Below are 14239 nucleotides of genomic sequence, written 5' to 3'. Positions count from 1 at the left end.
CAGGCAGTTCCGGACCTCTGCACCGCCAGTATAAGTGAAATCGCGTATGTCCTTCCAAATCCCGGCGTGTGGATGCCAGCGGACGGCCAACGCCAGGGTGTCCGTTGCAGGCGGCTCCGGATCCCTGGAGCGCCGAAGACCGAAACGGATTGTAGCGACAATCTGTTTAGCATGGCGATGGTGCTCGCTTCCCTTGAGAGTGCCCGCACCGGCAAGAAAGTGTTCATTGCCGATCTGCTGAATATGGGGAATGTGTAAAAACGCTATCTCCCTCTATTAAATTATGAGTGCGTATTACAATTAAGAAACGAAGAGGGTGAACTACCAGTCAAACCCGTTAGCTTTTACAATGACGGATTGTAATATGAAGTGCGACACCTACTTGAAATAAATAAAAAAATGGCCCATGGCCGGATTCGTGTAGAATGAAGGTTCCTACACCACATTCACACAAAGAGAATCCACCATGAGCTACACACATCTTAGCATAATGGAGCGCAGCAAGCTAGAAACCCTCCATCGGCAAGGTCAAAGTTCAAGAGCCATCGCAAAAGAATTAGGAAGGCATCCTTCGACGATTTGTCGTGAATTGGATCGTGCTACTTCAACGCAACCCTATCATGCAGAGCAGGCTCAGAGCGCTTATGAGGAGCGTCGTAAAGCTTCGATCTCACCCGGTAAATGGTCCGAAGCCATCGTTATTTCCTTGGAGGAAAAACTACAGGCAACGTGGTCTCCGGAACAAATCACGGAACGTTTCCGCATCGAAGGTTTGCCGTCGATCTCCTTTAAAACCATCTATCGCTGGCTCTACGCTGGGCGTCTGGTTCGAGGCACGTTGCAGGTCCTCCGGCACAAAGGGAAGCGTAGGAAGCCCACAGAAACTCGCGGTAAATTCGCTATCGGCAGATCGATTTCGGATCGTCCCAAAGAGGTTCGTTCCCGTGAAACGTTTGGGCACTGGGAACTGGACACCGTTGTTTCGGGTCGTGGGAAAAGTAAAGGATGCGTAGCCACGCTGATTGAACGCAAAACCCGTCTGTATACCGCGATTCTCATGCCTGATCGCACGGCTTTGTCCATGGAAATTGCACTTGGTGTAGCCATCTCACAGTATCCTACTGGTACTTTTCTCACAGCCACGGCTGATCGGGGAAAAGAGTTTGCATGCTATACCAATCTGGAAACAAGCCATGACCTGCACGTTTATTTTGCTGATCCATATTCGTCTTGGCAACGCGGTTCCAATGAAAATGCGAATGGCTTGCTTCGAGAGTTCTTCCCGAAAGGCACCGACCTCGCTCAAGTGGAGGATGAAGATCTCGCCGGTTCACTAGATTTAATTAACCACAGACCACGAAAATGCTTGGGTTGGAGAACCGCTCACGAATCTATCACAGAGGAACTGTCGCACTTGGTTTGACAATCTGTCCAATAATAAAAGAAATCCCTTGCAGGAAACGCAAGGGATTCTTGAGGTTAACTCGTTTAGTATTTCACATCTACTGGATATTCGATAACAATTGGCTTTTTAGTACCATTCAAATAGGTGTAACCGGCATTTTCAGCCACTCTTCCTTGGAATACTGTTCCAACATATTCATCATAGTAATCATATTTCACTACTACAATATTATATTGATCGTAGTTCATAGCTGCATAATAGTTTCTTGTATTGAAGGCAGAACTTTCAGGGGGACCAGAGTAAACCTCTGTAGTACCCCATTCTTTAGAAACTGTACCGCTTATCTCGCCTGTCAGACTCTGATTAACTACGTATTTAATGCCAACATCAGCTGTTGCAGAAAACTTCACCGTACCACTTACAGACGATTTAGAGGTCTTTGATGAAGTTTTCCCCTTTGGAACACTTATTAAAAGAGTTTGTTGTTCAATCGGCCCTACAGAGTAACCAGTAATTACGGATTTACTTACAGAATAGCCTGATTTCACATAAACACGACGATCACCTGCTTGTGGTGTGATTTCACTATTGTTTTTTCTTACAAGCTTAGGATCTACAAATTCATATGTAGCATTAGGGTTACCAGGCGTTTCATACTTCTTATTACCAGACAAGTCTTGAGTAACTATAAACTCAGTACTCGGTTTAGTCACATCAACTACTGGATTAGGATTTAATTGAATCTCATTGCCATACTCACTTTCAGCAGAAGCCATTGGAGCAAGAATAGTTAAAGCTGTAGATAAGGATAACAACACTGATGTTACTTTCTTCAAATGTAAAAACTTCTTTCCCATGTATTTTTTTTGGTATACCCTACTAATATACGACAAAAAAATATTATTCCCTTCTTTATTTTTACAAAAAATAAAATAAAATAAAATGTATAATGACCTATAAATATAAAGGAGTGATACATATGTTTAAGGATTCGAAACTGATTATTCCCTCATTAATCATTGGCGTTTCATTGATTTTAGGGAGCTTTATTAATGGATATTATGATTCTGGACAAAAATCTGGAAATCCACCGACAATTCAGAGTTCAGAAAATACCACTATGTTAACGAAAGAAGATGCGGCTGAATATCTACGACTTTCTGTAGCTGAGTTAGATGATATAATTAATAAAGATATTGATCGGAAACAGAACATGTCATCGGTTTATGACACGTATCAGTTTATTCCTTATGCTAATTTGAACGGTAAACTCATTTTTACTAAAACTAACTTAGATCAGTGGATCGATTACAATACAGGTAAAAAATAAATGAAGCCCGCACTGTAGTCTTTGATATGCTCCCATCATAGTAGACAGTAGAAAAACAAAACTCTACTTCTACCATGATGGGAGTTTTTGTAATGTCCAAAAGAAGCCCCATTTCATATGAAATCAAGATTCATGTTGTAAGGCGTTGTCTGCAACATGAATCCAATTCGAAACCGTGGTGTCATAGGCCCAAGTTCCTCCTCCAACCTGTCCACCTCCGAAAGGAGTTACCATATCACCTGTAATGGCTAAGCCACCACTTCTTACAGAAGAATTTTGATCAATAGTCGATGCGTAAGCCGAAGAAAAAGAAATTGTGCCAATCAATGCAACTCCAAAAACAACAGACAAAATCTTAAATGATTTTTTATTCAAAAAATTACCTCCTTTTTATTTTATTTATACCAAATAATACCATAAAATCTTTTTAATTTTCAAACATAACTGATATCTTTGCTTACTAACGCTAGCTCAAATGGGCAAATAAGCTTCTACTCCATTTAAACTATTAAAGGAAGGTTAAAAAAGATCAACGGAATGTAAAATCATTTAAGATTCATTCAAGGTTGGCGCTCTAAGATACAGACATGGAAGCAATACACGAGGAAACAAAACATACAAAACATGGATGAAAGGACTGAATCCCAATGGCAATTGAAGTATTCAACCGATATGAGAGCAAGTATCTCCTGACAGATGAGCAATACGAGAACTTTTACACCGACCTGCTGAAATATATGGAGCTGGACGCCTTTAACAAGAAACACGAGTTCTACTCCATCAGCAACCTGTACTTCGACACTCCGCAGGATTCCCTGATCCGCGCCAGTCTCTCCAAGCCCAAATACAAGGAGAAGCTGAGACTGCGGGCATACGGAGTACCTGAACAAAATGCGAAGGTCTATCTGGAGATCAAAAAGAAAGTGTTTGGCCTGGTGAACAAACGCCGAACTGCCCTGAAGCTGGACGAGGCATACGAATTCGTTCAGACAGGCAAGGCACCTGATCTGGCGGATTACATGAACAAACAGGTCCTCGAAGAAATTAAGTACTTCCTACGGCTGTACGATCTCGAACCGAAGGTATACCTGGCGTATGAACGTAAGGCTCTGTTCGATAAGAACAGCCGCGATCTCCGCATCACCTTTGATACCAACATCCGCAGTCGCAGATACGATCTGAAGCTGGAGCAGGGAGATTACGGTGAGCCGCTGGTGAAAGACGGGCGCTGGCTGATGGAAGTCAAAGCCGAGAAAACCGTTCCGATGTGGCTCTCCCAACTGTTATCCGAACACGGTCTTTATCGCACCGGATTCTCGAAATACGGCAATGAGTACAGACATCTGGCCAGAACAACCAATCTGAACTACCAGACTGAACGAAAATTGCTGCCGGGTACCGATTTCAACCCATCCATCGAACAAGAAAAAACAATCACAGAAAGAGAGCGTGTCCTGTATGCTTGATTCCATCTTTAGTTCCGCACTAACCGATACAACTCTGACCTTCAGCAATGCCATCGTTACCATCGGCCTTGCCATCATTATGGGCGCCATTATCAGCCTGACATACATGAAGACGAATCAAAGTACGTACTCCCAGAGCTTTACGCTAACGATGGTTGTGTTGCCCGTCATCGTAGCCATTATCATTCTTCTGATCGGCAGCAACATTGCCCGTGCATTCAGCCTGGCCGGTGCCTTCTCCATCATCCGATTCAGAAGTGCGCCTGGTGACCCGAAAGACATTGCTTACGTCTTGTTCACCATGGCTTCCGGTCTTGCCTGCGGTGTAGGCGCATTCGGTTATGCCGTACTGTTTACCATCATCCTGTGTGTACTGATGTTTGTCCTGAGCCGCTTCAACTTCGGAGCGAAGAAAAGCCAGCAAAAAACATTGAAAGTGACCATTCCCGAGAATCTGAGTTACGAAGAAGCGCTCGACGAAGTATTCCACAAATTCAATGTCGTGCATGAGCTCAAAAAAATCAGAACAACCGAGCTTGGCAGTCTGTACGAGCTGGTCTACAACGTCAACATTCATGAAAGTGTCAATCAAAAAGAATTTCTCGATATGATCCGTACCCGTAACGGTAATCTGGATATCTCGTTAACCATGAGTCCAACAACCACTGAATATTAAAATTCGAAGGGAACGATATAATATGAAAAAGAAAATTATAACTGGCAGCAAACTGTGGTCCGTCGCGATGATTACGGCAATGGTTACAGCATGCAGCTCTCCTGCAGCAACCAGCAGCACCGCAAATGCCGCAGTGTCAACGACAGGGACAACCAAAACCGTATCCGTTAGTGAACAAACCTCGGTGAAGTATGCCGATCTGGTCACTCTGGATGCAGATGATACCAATGTTAGCTGGAGTGCAACGGATTCTACAACGATCAAGTTGAACGGTACGACCGCTTCCATCACAGGATCAGGTGCAAAAGCAGCAAACGGATCGGTAACTATCTCCGCAGCGGGTACTTATGTCCTTAGCGGCAAGCTGACGGATGGACAGATTGTAGTCAATGTTGCAGATAAGGGTACCGTACATCTGGTATTAAACGGGGCAACCATCAATGATAACGACAGTGCAGCCATCTATATCCAGAAAGCGGGCAAAGCCATCATTACGCTGGAGGAAGGAACCGAGAATGCTGTCTCCGATGGCAAGACATACGTATATGCCGACGATACAACGGATGAGCCGGATGCAGCCATCTTCAGCAAGGCAGATCTGACGTTCAATGGTACAGGCAAGCTGACGGTTACAGGTAATTACAATGAAGGTATTACGAGCAAGGATGATTTGAAAATCATCAGTGGCACAATCAACGTCAAATCTGCCGATGACGGCATCAAAGGTAAAGATATGGTAGCGATTCAAGCCGGTACGATTACCGTTGATTCAGAAGGTGACGGCATCAAATCCACAAACGATACGGATACGACCAAGGGCTTCGTTGCCATTGCTGGAGGTACATTCAACATCAACAGCGGTAGCGACGGCATTCAAGCGGAGACCGCATTGGTTACCGATGGCGGCACATATAACATCGTAACCGGAGGCGGCAGTGCCAATGCACCGGCCAAAGTAGAAGAAGGGTCATTTGGCGGCGGTGGCGGCGGATGGGGTGGCGGTACACCTCCAACCGATATGGGCACACCACCGGATGGAGAACCACCTGCCGGTATGCCAAGCAATGATGGAACGAACGCAACAGGCGCAGCTCCATCCAGCTCGACCAATGCAACAGCACCTGTTGATTCCAATGCAGATGCAGACACAAGCACAACAACAGAAGAAGAAACGACGAGTGCCAAAGCACTTAAAGCCGGAGTTGACCTCACCGTCAATGGCGGTACGTATACGATCGATTCCATGGATGATTCCCTGCACAGTAACAACAATGTGACGGTTAATGACGGCAAGTTCAGCATTGAATCAGGGGATGACGGCATTCATGCAGATCAGGCGCTTACCATTAACGGCGGAACGATCGTGATTGCCAAGAGTTATGAAGGCCTTGAAGGTGCAATCATCACCCTGAACGATGGGGATGTGGATGTAACTGCATCAGATGATGGCGTGAATGCTTCCGGTGAAATAACTGCAACTGACGCTGATGCGGATGCAGCAACCACTGCAGATGATAGCACTCAAGCAGCCGATACAACTGCAGTCTCCAACATTTCTGTTACAGAGACGACTGGCACAACATCAACTACGAATCAAGCAGATCAAAGTACAGACGCGAATAACAACACTCGCCCACAAGGCGGTGCTCCAGGTGGTATGCCTGGTGAATCTGCCAGCAGCAGTGAGCTTCATATCAACGGCGGTTCCCTCACCGTCAATGCTGGCGGCGATGGACTGGATTCAAATGGCTCCATCTATATGACAGACGGAACCGTCATTGTGAATGGTCCAACAGACAATGGCAACGGAGCACTGGATTATGACGGTAACTTCGAACTGAGCGGCGGATATCTTGTCGCAGCGGGAAGCTCAGGCATGGCTCAGGCAACATCTGAAGCATCCACTCAAAATACCATTGCCATGACGTTCCCTGAAACGCTAAAAGCAGGAACACTGGTGCATGTGGAAGATAGCGAAGGCAACAATATCCTGACCTTTGCTCCAGCGAAAGATTATCAAACGGTAGTTATTAGCTCCCCGGATCTGAAAAAAGACGGTTCTTATGTGGTCTACTCCGGCGGAACATCGACTGGCAAAGCAGTGGATGGACTCTATACAGACGGTACGTATAGTGGCGGAACCAAAGTCGTTGCCTTCCAATCCACAAGCAACGTAACTTGGGTGAATGAATCTGGTGTAACAACTGCCAACTCAGGTATGGGTGGTCCAGGAGGAGGTCGTGGCCAAGGTGGTTTCGGAGGCGGAAGAAACAGAACAGAGTCCGGTACATCGGGCACAACGACCGATACCAATCAATAATCATCACAAAAAATAAGGATTATTATTTTATATTCAGTATGAATATAGCTACTAAAAAAATCCACATATGGGGTGTATGAGAAAACCCCATATGTGGATTTTTTGTTTTAAAACTAGAAAACAAAACAACTGATTCAAAAATTATGGTAAAATAAAGTGGTGTAATTAACCATATAAAAAATTAAGGGACCAGATCCATCCTGCTTTCTCTAAAAAGAAAATCGCAGAATATTTCAAGTCCCGTGTCTAGTTTGGCTATATACTTTTATTATATGCTATTTTTCCAAAAATGCAACACCAAAAAAAATAAATAGGAGTATATGTATGTACAAAATTAGCTCTATACAAGGTAATAACCCAACACTCTTGTCTCATCAGGCTTATTTCATACATAGGTGGGGTGAACTATTTGAGAAAAGTCATCTCCATTATAGAAAATTATCTTATCCTTGTGTACGTGCAGTTCTAAAAGAATCTGTTCAAGTTATCGAGAATTATAAAACAGAAGTTTTATTCGAGCACAATGTATTTGAAATTTTCACTGAGGTTATTACAACTTTAAAAAGAAATAAAGTATTTGAAGATCAATTTAAAGAAGACTGGAGCCTTGTTATAAGCAGATTGGAACTGTTCTTAACTGAGAAGGAGACTTTCCTTCAACATATAAATCGAATGGACAAACATCGTAAGTTAGAACTCCCTCTTACTCTAATTGAAGGCTTATTAAATAAACTTGAGAACATAGACATACCTAAATTATATGTAGATTTATTATCTAAAGAGTTGTCCAAGCCCACACTTTCTTTTGAGCAAATCGATAATTACTTAGAGTTGCTGATGAGTGAACTTATATTTGAAGGCCACCACAAGCAGTACTTGTATAGGTGGGGTCAAGGCGTACTCGTTAGTGATGGAGAAAGTAGCTTTCTGAAAAAATTAGAACGTATATCTGAGTTAGGTATAAAAAACAAAAGGAATTTCGAATGTTTTATACCTCTTCGATTGCCAGATGGATACGATAGTCTAATCGGGACCGACGGACCATTAACTTTTTTCAGTGATCCTGATCGCGCAAGGCTGACAATAGACGATGCATACGATGTGCCTCAAGTCCATGACGCTCCTGTAATCGAATTCTTTAAAAAGGATACTCATATTGCTCGCATAAAGTTAGCTGCAACAGATGATGTTGCAGCAATAAATACAGCCAGAGAAGAGCTTAGTTCTATAACAAGGCTTTTTACGCTTGAAAATCGTCACAAACTATATAATCCTGGAAACTTCACTCAAGCTTTAGTATTTGATCTTAGCACTAAAAAAATAAACACAGATCCAATTATAGAAGTTTCCCAATATGGGTTACAGGTAACTCGAAGCGATACGTATATTAAAATTAACATGAGTTCAAAACTAACTGGAAAATATAAAGGACTAGATCAGCTATTACAATGGTGTCGTGTGATTCAGGATTCGCCCAAAGAAACCGGATTAGTAGCAATGTGGAGTTTAATGGAATATCTATTCATAACAGAACCTACCAATAAAAGAAAAGGTATTATTGAGCATGCTACCCCATATTTATCACAGTTTTATTTGAAGAGCCTTGTATACAGGTGCAGGGAACTTGTAAAGCAAAACCAGACTGGAAATAAAATCTTAAAAGACGTAGTTCAAGAGAGGCTTGGAATTGAATCAATTGATAAAAAAAACAAAGAAATAAAGCTTCATTACCTACTCCAGTTTATTGCAGAATATAAGAACGAAGCTATGTCAGCGTTTACCGGAGACTCTTTGAGCCAACGATACATTGGACTCCTAAACAAGTATATGCAGTTAAGAGGTAAGAAAATCTGGTTCTATGAATATTTAAATGATTTCGAAAAACAAATTGAATGTGATTTATCTCGTGCCTATAGACTACGGAATATTTTGACACATCAAGCATACGTGGATAAAATCTTTTTCGAGGAGATTTATGAGAGGCTTTCTTTTTACTTAAAGCTAATTTTGGATGACATGTTGTACTCAATGTCTTTACAGCCAGACAATTCATTGCATCAACTGGTAAAAATCAAAAAGGAAAGCTACGGAGATTATAAAAAATTAATTACTGGTATAGATAAAGTTACATCATACAAAGACTTGCTAAAAACAAAATCTTTACTCATATAGGGGAGATCGTCCTCTTTCAGGGTAAGTGGTGATATCTACAAAAGATGACTCTTACTATTAAGAATCATCTTTTTAAATACCACTCTAATCAGAACGTATACACATACACCTTGGTCCGCAGCGTATCCCGGCACGTGATTGTCCGTAGGGGCACCTTGCCTGGAAGTGCAAAACAGACACTAATTACCTTCGCTCCTGGCGGCAGCTCACGGCTGAATTTGTCCACGAGCCGATCCATCGCACCAGGGAACAAGTAACAGATAACGCAATCCGCATGTTCATATGAACGGGTATAGATGTTGCCACGGACAAATCGCAGCCGTCCCTCCAGAGAATGGCGTTTTCCCTTCACTCTCCGCAAGCGGACACTTAGAAAAGCAAACAGTTGGGAAGCCCACAAGGGAACGATTGAATTCTCAATACCCGTAAGCCGTTTACCAGGGCAGTGCCTAACCACGTCCAGTGCCAGCGTTCCCCACCCGGAGCCCGCTTCAATGACATCGCCGTAGCCTGGAATACGATTAACCTCCTGGATGACCGTATGCCTGACGAGGCGGGAAGTCGGCATCGGCGAGATTCCGTTTTTCCAACTGACCAGCACGATAGATATCACAGATATAAGTGTCACCACAGCAATCAGCCATGGTATAAATTGAAATATGAACATAACCTCAACCCTTTGGATTTAATAAAAAAAATGGTAATCGCACCTTCATCATAACAAAAGAAGCTTCTCCGGGTCCAAACAAGACCTGGCAGAAGCTTCCTTCTTTTATTCCATTATGGCTTTCCCTTATTCCATCCTGCTGCTCATTCCACGCACTCAATCCGGTACATGGGACTTCATGTATACCCCTTTTTGTAGACAGACTTGATTGTAAAATGAACCCCCAGCTTGCGATTCGTCCGGTAGATCAGCGAGTTAATCTCGTCAATGCCTACCGACTCACTCTCCAGCATGCTTCGCTCCGGCCACACTTGCCCAACAATCTGCTCCCGGGTCACAAAGTGATCCAACTGACTGTAGAGCAGCTTGAACAGCTGGTACTCCTTCTTGGACAGTGGAATCTCCACCTCGCCAATCTGCACGGTTTGCAGGTGATCCTGCAAACGCACACCCTCACCCAGCAGATCGGATATCCGATACTCTCTCGTTTCTTCAAGATCTCCCTCTGTGCGAAGCTGGATCAAGCCGTTGACCAGAGTCAGGCTGTCTCCCTCGGCAAAGGGGTATTTCTCATAGGGAACGAGGCGCTGTCCGTTCAATTCGGTTCCATTTTTGCTATCCAGATCCTCAATCCACAGCTGATGCTGCTCATCATAATGAATGCGACAATGCCGCTTCGATATCAACTGATTGTAGACAGACAAGTCCAATTCATCTCCACCCGTATAACGCCCCACTGTAATGGAGCGCCCCTGGCTGACATAAGCGAACGAACCGTCACTTTCCTGCCCTGGCGTACGAATGACGATTTTTGCCGTCTCCCGCATGTTATTCTCCCACCTTCAAATATCACTCGATCTCTATGAGCGTTCCGTTCATAAATAATGATAAATTCATCAGATTTGTTCCATTGTTTGCAGTCATAATAATTTATATAGTGTATACAGGCATCGTTATATGCTCTTCTCTACTATACCAGACGTTGTGCCTTTTTTCTCATAACCGTCGTATGCACGCCTTAGCCCAACAACAAGAGAGGTACCTCACCATGAATAAAAAAAACATTTTCATATATGTGCTGCTCGCCTTCACCCTGTCCATTACATTAACAGTGCTCTCCCGCATCAATGATAATCCCGGAGAATCACTTAAAGGCACCACCACAACCGAAACTTCATGGTTGCAACTGAACGCCCAGCCGTAAGTATACTCTATTATAACGTGATCACCACAAAAAACGTTTCACGAATGTCATCTTATGCTAGGTCATGCCATGTTAGATGAGGATTAGATCCTCCATTCATCAGAATAAGGCCCCTGGACGCTATGAAGTAGCGCTCAAGAGCCTCATTTCAATGCTTATTTATGATATGCATACTGATAAGCTAACCGGATCATGACTTGTTTCAAAAGTGATGTTGCTGCGGAATTACCTGTCTTCAGCGGCGCTTTTTCCTGATGCCAAATTTCCTCCAACCATACACAATGAGAGCTATAGGACCAGCAATCCATAACAACTGCCATAACATGATACTCAGGTCAAATCCCATACTGTATCCCTCCCCAAAAAATGGTGAATGCTCCGTCGACTATCCTAAAATTGGTTCTTTTCATCCTCCGGCAGATCCGGTTCATTAGGCTGTTCGGTTTCTCTGGCCTGTATTTCCTCCATCCGGCTCGACACCTTCTGATACAGGTAGGAAATGCCCAGCAGCAGTACACCAAAGCTGAAATAGGCAATGATTTTGCTGCCCGATGTGAGCAATCCGACATCATAGAACACCATCTTCCCGGTGGAGAACAACGTCAAGCCCAGACCAAGGCGCCGAATCATTACATATTTTCTTCGGAACCCATAGGCAATGTACAGGATCGCAAGCAGCAGATAGATCAGGCTGAACAGCAGCCCTACATCTCCCCAATGGAACTGAATCGTCAAGAACACAGTAATGACTCCCAGCAGATAGACCCCTGCGATAACCGGGTACCACTCAATGCTCTTAAACTGCCCGCGGATCGCCGCAATCAGCAGATCCCTTCCTGCAAAGAACACGCCCACGTTAAAGATAATCAACACAAGCAGACCTACGATTTCAGCCGCTGTATGCTGCTGAACATCCGGCTGAAGTGCCGGCATGGATAACGTTACCGCCAGTGCAATACAACAGCCCACCGCATGCAGGAAGATGACATAATACTGTACGATCCGGTCACGCAGCAGCTTCACTTTGCTCAGCCCATAAGCCATGGCAATGGTCAGTGCAGCGAACATCAGCCACTTGTAGAATAGGTATAACAGGAATGAGTCATCGACGGCTTTCATATACAATTCATTCGACTCGTACAGCACGTATAACCACAGATTCGCCAGTGTGACGTACTTGAATGCATTCAGAAAACCCAGTTCTGTCAGGCCATAGTGGTGTTTCTTCTGCGACAAGGAGCCATTACGATCCAAGGCGTAATACAGTGTAATAAGCAGCGCGCCCAGCGTGATGCAGGAGTATTTTAGCATGAAATACGATTGCTCCCCCATAATGAACAGCACCAGCACATCATAGTACACAAAGGTGAACATGCACAGCAGCACGATGCCCCATCCGGCACGCTCCACCAGCTTAAGTCGCTTCAGATGTCCGAGCGTAACCAGCAGAACCCCTTCAATCAGCCAGCCCATGGACAGCCACTTTGCCCCAAATTGGAACGGTATAATCAGAATGGCAAAGGTCAGGGAAGTCACGTAGAACAATAGAAGAGTCTGTTTCTCCTGCGGCATCCTCTGCTGTACAAATCGGGCGAGCCCGAAATAAACCAGAGCGAAAATCAGAGCAAGCAAGCCCTGTGCGTCATTCCATCCCGCTGCATCGAACAATACATATAACATCAGACAGCTGATGCTTGTATTCATGGCCAGCAGTGCGAAGTCCCACCACGTTAATTTCACCCGATGTCTGAAGGGATACGCCAGTGTAATGCCGAGATATAATGCAAATGTCACAATGGAATACACCATGCCGATCTTCTCACTTGGCGAGAGCCATAACAGGATGAGCATGGACGGTGTGTTGAACAGAAAACTGATATAATGCACAATCGGCCACCGTTTGCCAAATGAAATCGATACAATAATCCCGTTTAAGAGCAGCAGATAGATCATCGCAACATATACAGCCGAATCTTGAAGGCCGAAATAGGCCATGTAGGAGATTAACGGCAGATACCCTCCAATCAACCCAAGTGAGCAGATTGTTCTGGACTGATACCTCAACGATAACAGCACAGATATGGCTGAAACCAACACCGACAAGGCAAGTCCCGTATATAACCCGATAATATGCAGTAAAAAGTAACTGTAGAAGATCGAGCCAAACAGAACAGAAAGCCCGCCTCCCAGCAGCCCCATCGCGAACGTCTGCCGTTTGCGCCGGAACAGCCATTCACCCCCGGCAAGCATAAGTGCACCGAGCAGGAAAAATGCTCCGCCTTTCATCTCATCGTTGAACCAGGTAGCGTAGGAGTACTGAAACGCCGCTCCAACGCCAAGAATGATAAGCAGAATGGCGACCTTGTTGATCCAGCTTAGGCCAATCTTCATCTCCATCCGGTTCTGGCGAATACGCCGCTGAATGGTCTCTTCGCTTAAGCCTTCTTCCGCCATATGCTCGTATCCCTGCTGCATCTGCCCGCGCAGTACCTCTTCTCTCTCCCACAAGGTCTGTCTGTGCTGCTCAATTCGTTCCTGCACCTCAGCAGCCAGATAATCAATTCTCTTCTTAATCTCGGTGGCGTCGCTCTGAAGTTCCTCTGAAGCCCTGTTGAATATGGCATTCAAATTCACTTTGGCACGATGTTCATGCGCTGCCAGCCGATCATTATGTACACTCGTCTTTCCTCGGAAATACGTCTCCATCTTCTCCTGGGATACACGAATGAGATTCAATTTCTCATCCAGCATCTGTTCGGACAACGCCATGCGAAGACGGGCATTCTCTTCCTCCATCTTGCGTGTGCGTGCTTCAAGCTCCTGCAGCTTGAGTTGATGCGCTTCATATTGCGCTCGCAGTTGTTCATTCTCCACGATCAGATCATCGGATTGATACTCCTGGAGCAGCGCATTGTATTCCTTTACCAGCTGCTTCTGCTGCTCCTGAACCTGGTGAAGCCGATCCTTGAACTCGTTCATGAGCTTCCTCCGTTGGTTGA

12 protein-coding genes are annotated in these 14239 nt (G+C 44.5%); 7 read left to right on the top strand and 5 right to left on the bottom strand.

Features of this window, described 5'->3' with window-relative positions; translation table 11 throughout:
• Positions 1 to 466 precede the first annotated feature (466 nt).
• The gene (locus ACTWJ7_RS03460) at positions 467 to 1423 is read left to right on the top strand and encodes an IS30 family transposase (protein WP_301880454.1); all 957 of its coding nucleotides are present in this window, start codon (positions 467 to 469) and stop codon (positions 1421 to 1423) included.
• Positions 1424 to 1488: 65 nt separating this feature from the next.
• On the opposite strand, the gene ACTWJ7_RS03455 is transcribed toward ACTWJ7_RS03460, so the two are convergent.
• Positions 1489 to 2241: a hypothetical protein gene (locus ACTWJ7_RS03455; protein ID WP_301880455.1), complete on the bottom strand. Its 753-nt coding sequence runs from the start codon at positions 2239 to 2241 to the stop codon at positions 1489 to 1491.
• A 143-nt stretch (positions 2242 to 2384) separates the two neighbouring features.
• On the opposite strand from ACTWJ7_RS03455, the gene ACTWJ7_RS03450 reads away from it, so the two are divergent.
• Positions 2385 to 2735 carry a hypothetical protein gene (locus tag ACTWJ7_RS03450; protein WP_301880456.1) on the top strand — a complete coding sequence of 117 codons (351 nt, stop codon included), beginning with the start codon at positions 2385 to 2387 and terminating at the stop codon, positions 2733 to 2735.
• 123 nt (positions 2736 to 2858) lie between these two features.
• Here the strand turns inward: ACTWJ7_RS03450 and ACTWJ7_RS03445 are convergent, their stop codons facing one another.
• Positions 2859 to 3110: a hypothetical protein gene (locus tag ACTWJ7_RS03445; RefSeq protein WP_301880457.1), complete on the bottom strand. Its 252-nt coding sequence runs from the start codon at positions 3108 to 3110 to the stop codon at positions 2859 to 2861.
• 272 nt (positions 3111 to 3382) lie between these two features.
• On the opposite strand from ACTWJ7_RS03445, the gene ACTWJ7_RS03440 reads away from it, so the two are divergent.
• The 4 genes from ACTWJ7_RS03440 (at position 3383) to ACTWJ7_RS03425 (ending at position 9369) form a co-directional block, all read left to right on the top strand.
• Positions 3383 to 4201: a polyphosphate polymerase domain-containing protein gene (locus tag ACTWJ7_RS03440; protein ID WP_079348072.1), complete on the top strand. Its 819-nt coding sequence runs from the start codon at positions 3383 to 3385 to the stop codon at positions 4199 to 4201.
• Entirely contained in the window at positions 4194 to 4877 is a 684-nt protein-coding gene (locus ACTWJ7_RS03435; RefSeq protein ID WP_024629755.1) for a DUF4956 domain-containing protein, read from the top strand. The genes ACTWJ7_RS03440 and ACTWJ7_RS03435 overlap by 8 nt, the downstream gene beginning before the upstream one ends.
• A gap of 22 nt (positions 4878 to 4899) precedes the next feature.
• Complete coding sequence (locus ACTWJ7_RS03430) at positions 4900 to 7197, top strand: carbohydrate-binding domain-containing protein (RefSeq protein ID WP_301880458.1); 2298 nt, start codon at positions 4900 to 4902, stop codon at positions 7195 to 7197.
• Between the two features lie 324 nt (positions 7198 to 7521).
• The gene (locus tag ACTWJ7_RS03425; RefSeq protein WP_301880459.1) at positions 7522 to 9369 is read left to right on the top strand and encodes a hypothetical protein; all 1848 of its coding nucleotides are present in this window, start codon (positions 7522 to 7524) and stop codon (positions 9367 to 9369) included.
• An 88-nt stretch (positions 9370 to 9457) separates the two neighbouring features.
• Here the strand turns inward: ACTWJ7_RS03425 and ACTWJ7_RS03420 are convergent, their stop codons facing one another.
• Together ACTWJ7_RS03420 and ACTWJ7_RS03415 are read right to left on the bottom strand one after the other, a co-directional pair.
• Positions 9458 to 10036 (bottom strand): class I SAM-dependent methyltransferase, encoded by a 579-nt coding sequence (locus tag ACTWJ7_RS03420; protein ID WP_301880460.1) that lies wholly within the window; start codon positions 10034 to 10036, stop codon positions 9458 to 9460.
• A gap of 176 nt (positions 10037 to 10212) precedes the next feature.
• Positions 10213 to 10863 carry an FHA domain-containing protein gene (locus tag ACTWJ7_RS03415; RefSeq protein ID WP_443145128.1) on the bottom strand — a complete coding sequence of 217 codons (651 nt, stop codon included), beginning with the start codon at positions 10861 to 10863 and terminating at the stop codon, positions 10213 to 10215.
• Positions 10864 to 11084: 221 nt separating this feature from the next.
• On the opposite strand from ACTWJ7_RS03415, the gene ACTWJ7_RS03410 reads away from it, so the two are divergent.
• The gene (locus ACTWJ7_RS03410; protein WP_301880462.1) at positions 11085 to 11240 is read left to right on the top strand and encodes a hypothetical protein; all 156 of its coding nucleotides are present in this window, start codon (positions 11085 to 11087) and stop codon (positions 11238 to 11240) included.
• Positions 11241 to 11630: 390 nt separating this feature from the next.
• On the opposite strand, the gene ACTWJ7_RS03405 is transcribed toward ACTWJ7_RS03410, so the two are convergent.
• Entirely contained in the window at positions 11631 to 14219 is a 2589-nt protein-coding gene (locus ACTWJ7_RS03405; RefSeq protein ID WP_301880463.1) for a DUF2339 domain-containing protein, read from the bottom strand.
• Positions 14220 to 14239: the final 20 nt, after the last annotated feature.

The organism is Paenibacillus sp. 1A_MP2 (assembly GCF_052244825.1).
GTDB classification, from domain to species: Bacteria; Bacillota; Bacilli; order Paenibacillales; family Paenibacillaceae; genus Paenibacillus; species Paenibacillus vandeheii.
This window is presented reverse-complemented; position numbering and strand designations above follow the sequence as displayed.

Excerpts from the sequence above, each read along its gene's own strand:
- ACTWJ7_RS03410 (WP_301880462.1), top strand. The coding sequence starts at position 11,085 with ATGAATAAAAAAAACATTTTCATATATGTGCTGCTCGCCTTCACCCTG.
- ACTWJ7_RS03430 (WP_301880458.1), top strand. The coding sequence starts at position 4,900 with ATGAAAAAGAAAATTATAACTGGCAGCAAACTGTGGTCCGTCGCGATG.
- ACTWJ7_RS03420 (WP_301880460.1), bottom strand. The coding sequence starts at position 10,036 with ATGTTCATATTTCAATTTATACCATGGCTGATTGCTGTGGTGACACTT.
- ACTWJ7_RS03415 (WP_443145128.1), bottom strand. The coding sequence starts at position 10,863 with ATGCGGGAGACGGCAAAAATCGTCATTCGTACGCCAGGGCAGGAAAGT.
- ACTWJ7_RS03405 (WP_301880463.1), bottom strand. The coding sequence starts at position 14,219 with ATGAACGAGTTCAAGGATCGGCTTCACCAGGTTCAGGAGCAGCAGAAG.
- ACTWJ7_RS03460 (WP_301880454.1), top strand. The coding sequence starts at position 467 with ATGAGCTACACACATCTTAGCATAATGGAGCGCAGCAAGCTAGAAACC.
- ACTWJ7_RS03440 (WP_079348072.1), top strand. The coding sequence starts at position 3,383 with ATGGCAATTGAAGTATTCAACCGATATGAGAGCAAGTATCTCCTGACA.
- ACTWJ7_RS03425 (WP_301880459.1), top strand. The coding sequence starts at position 7,522 with ATGTACAAAATTAGCTCTATACAAGGTAATAACCCAACACTCTTGTCT.
- ACTWJ7_RS03450 (WP_301880456.1), top strand. The coding sequence starts at position 2,385 with ATGTTTAAGGATTCGAAACTGATTATTCCCTCATTAATCATTGGCGTT.
- ACTWJ7_RS03435 (WP_024629755.1), top strand. The coding sequence starts at position 4,194 with ATGCTTGATTCCATCTTTAGTTCCGCACTAACCGATACAACTCTGACC.